Source organism: Candidatus Protofrankia californiensis (assembly GCF_900634765.1).
In the GTDB taxonomy this organism is placed as follows: Bacteria; Actinomycetota; Actinomycetes; order Frankiales; family Frankiaceae; genus Protofrankia; species Protofrankia californiensis.
The window spans coordinates 1-2,951 of record NZ_CAAAFT010000349.1 but is presented as its reverse complement, the minus strand read 5'-3'; the positions used below and the strand labels follow the sequence as shown (position 1 = coordinate 2,951).

General features: G+C 70.7%; 2 protein-coding genes and 1 pseudogene. All 3 read right to left on the bottom strand.

The features are described from left to right. Positions 1 to 632: DEAD/DEAH box helicase (locus tag DD1DGNOD_RS29750; RefSeq protein WP_346434346.1), on the bottom strand; the 632-nt coding region annotated here is incomplete at its 3' end. Positions 633 to 1,154: 522 nt separating this feature from the next. Further along, positions 1,155 to 2,582: a DUF445 domain-containing protein gene (locus DD1DGNOD_RS18000; protein WP_241255815.1), complete on the bottom strand. Its 1,428-nt coding sequence runs from the start codon at positions 2,580 to 2,582 to the stop codon at positions 1,155 to 1,157. 60 nt (positions 2,583 to 2,642) lie between these two features. After that, a pseudogene (locus DD1DGNOD_RS17995) lies at positions 2,643 to 2,951 on the bottom strand (hypothetical protein); the annotation flags it as partial.

Below are 2,951 nucleotides of genomic sequence, written 5' to 3'. Positions count from 1 at the left end.
GGCAGGTACTGGCGGACCAGCACCTCCACCTCACGGTCGAGGGTTGCCGAGAACAGCAGCCGCTGGCCGCTGGCGGGGGTGGCGTCCAACAGCGCTCGCACGGCCGGCAGGAAGCCGAGATCACACATGTAGTCGGCCTCGTCCAGCACGGTGATCGCGACGTCCTCCAGGGAGCAGGCGCCGCGTTCGATCAGGTCGGTGAGGCGTCCGGGTGTGGCGATCACAATGTGCACGCCACGCCGCAGCGAACTGATCTGACGGGAGATCGACGTCCCGCCGTACACCGCGCGCAGGCGCAGGCCCAGGGGCCTGGACAGCGGGTCGAGGGCGTCATGGACCTGCTGGGCGAGTTCCCTGGTGGGGACGAGGATCAGGCCGCGTGGACGTCCCGGTGTGACCGCGCGGTTCTTCGCGAGCTCGGCGAGCATCGGCAGGCCGAACCCGAGGGTCTTGCCCGAGCCGGTGCTTGCGCGGCCGAGCACGTTCTCACCGGCGAGGACGTCGGGAAGGGTCGCGGCCTGCACCGGGAACGGGGCGGTGATCCCCTGCCGGGCGAGGGCGGAGACGAGGGGGGCGGGCAGGCCCGCGTCCGCGAAGGAGCTGACCGCCGGCCGCGGTTCGCGGGTCGGCAGGGCCGGCTGTGCGGGCGTGGCGAACCGGTTCGGTCCGTTCTGCTTGCCACCCGAACGGGGTCCGCCGCGGCCGCGATAGGCGGCGCCTCGTGCGGGCCGGGAGCGGCGGCGGGCAGGGGAGGGCTGAGTGTCACCGTGCTGAGACAGGGTTCTTCCGTCCGTCGTGTCGAGGTCGCCGGGGGAACCGCGGCGATTGTGTGGCAGCAGTCGTGCGTCCGCTTCGGGCCGCGTCACCAGAGCATGAGCGGGTGAACCCTCACCGGGGCTCACACCGACCTGCTGTCACACGGACCTCTGATGTGTGGCTGGAAAACCACACATCATGGACGGCTCATGGCCGCCAGCGGTCTCAGGGTACACCGATCACGACCGCGGGTGCTAAGGGTGGCGCACCCATCGGGGGTGAGACGTCGCGCACCCCGGCGCTGCGCAGGTGCGACACCGTGCACCGCCGGTCACGGCAGCGGGCCGGCCACGCAGCGGACAGGTGACGACGGCAGATAGATCACGATCGCAGGCTGGTCACAGCAGCAGGTTGGTCAGCAGATGGATGACCAGGCCGGCGAGCGCCCCGACCACCGTGCCGTTGATGCGGATGTACTGCAGGTCACGACCGACGTGCAGTTCGACCTTGACGGCGGTCTCGGTCGGTTCCCAGTTCGCGATCGTGTCGGAGATCACCGCGGCGATGTCGGACCGGTACCGCCGGACGAGCCATGAGATGATCTCGGTGGCGGCGGTGTCGACGCTTGCCCGCAACTGGGGTTCGGTGACCAGCCGTCCACCGAGTGCCTGCAGCTCGTCGGTGATCCGCGTCCGCAGCGCACTGTCGGGGTCGCCGGCGACGTCGGTCAGGATGGACCTGGTGGCGTTCCACATCGCCACGACCGCCTGGTGGACTTCGGGATGGTCGCGGATGCGTTCCTTGAACTTCTCCACCCGTTCGGCGGTGTCCGCATCGGTACGCAGCTGCTCGCCGAACCGGGTGAGGAAGTCGTCCAGGGCCCTGCGCAGCAGGTGGTTGGGATCCGTGCGGACCTCGGCGGCGAACCGCAGCGCCTCCGCGTACGCACGGGCCGCGATCGCCTCGTCCACGAACTTCGGCGACCACGACGGCGCCTGCTCGGCGACGATCCGCATCACCGTGTCAGGATTGTTGCGCAGCCAGGTCTCCGCCTGGACGGCGATCACGTCGACGAGCCGGTGGTGCAGGCCGCCGTCGGCGATCCGGCCGAGCGCCGTGCCGGCGGCCGGAGCCCAGGGACGATCCATCACCCTGGTGAGAATGGTCTTTTCCACCACCTCCAGCGTCACCTCGTCCCGGATGCTCGAGATCGCCTCGACCAGCCGGCTGGACGCCTCCGCGGTGATTTTTTCGGCATGCCTGCGGTCACCGAGCCAGGTGCCGATCTGGACGGCGGCGCCCATGCTCGTGATCTTCTCCCGGATCACCGCGTCGGCCAGGAAGTTCTCGGTGACGAACCGCTCGAGGCTGCGGCCGAGGTCATCCTTGCGGTTGGGAATGATCGCCGTGTGCGGGATGGGCAGACCCAGCGGCCGGCGGAACAGTGCGGTCACCGCGAACCAGTCGGCGAGCGCTCCCACCGCGCCCGCCTCCGCCGCGGCCCGGACATAGCTTGCCCAGCCCGGCCCGCCACCGGACTCCCAGCGCCAGAACACGATGTAGACGACCACCACGAAGACCAGCAGGCCGGTCGCGATCGTCCGCATCCGGCGCAGCCCACGTCGCAGCTCGGCGTCACCGTCCTGGCTGTCCCGGCCGGGTCCGCCACCGTCGCGGCGGGCAGCGTCGCGGCGGGCAGCGTCGCGGGACCGGCCGGGACGCTGCCCGGGTGGTGTGTCCGCGGGCTGTGCCGTATTCCCTGGTTGCGCTGTGTTCTCCGGTTGCGCTGTGTTCTCCGGCTGCGCCGGGGGTGGCGTCGTGGGCATCGTCCTCCACCCAGAGGTGTCTCGCGCCGATGGGAACCGGCGTTGGTCGAATGATCCCGGTCATGACCGCGCGGTTCCGGGCTGTCGGGGTGGCCGGGGCCGGTGATCGTGGCCACCTGCCCACAGCGCGGCCGGCGGCCCCGACCGTTGCCGCAGTGACCAGCCCAGTACGGCGAGGACGCCCAGCAGGGCGCAGTAGGCGCCGATCACCCGCTGTGGGTTCCCGTAAGCGGTCGCGAGCAGTTCTACCCCGAAGCCGACGCCGACGACAGTCGTGGCGACGGCGACAGCGATGATGGCGGCGATGATCGCCACCCCCGGCACGGGAGCCGACGCCGGACCCGATACGGGACCCGACGGGAGGAGGGC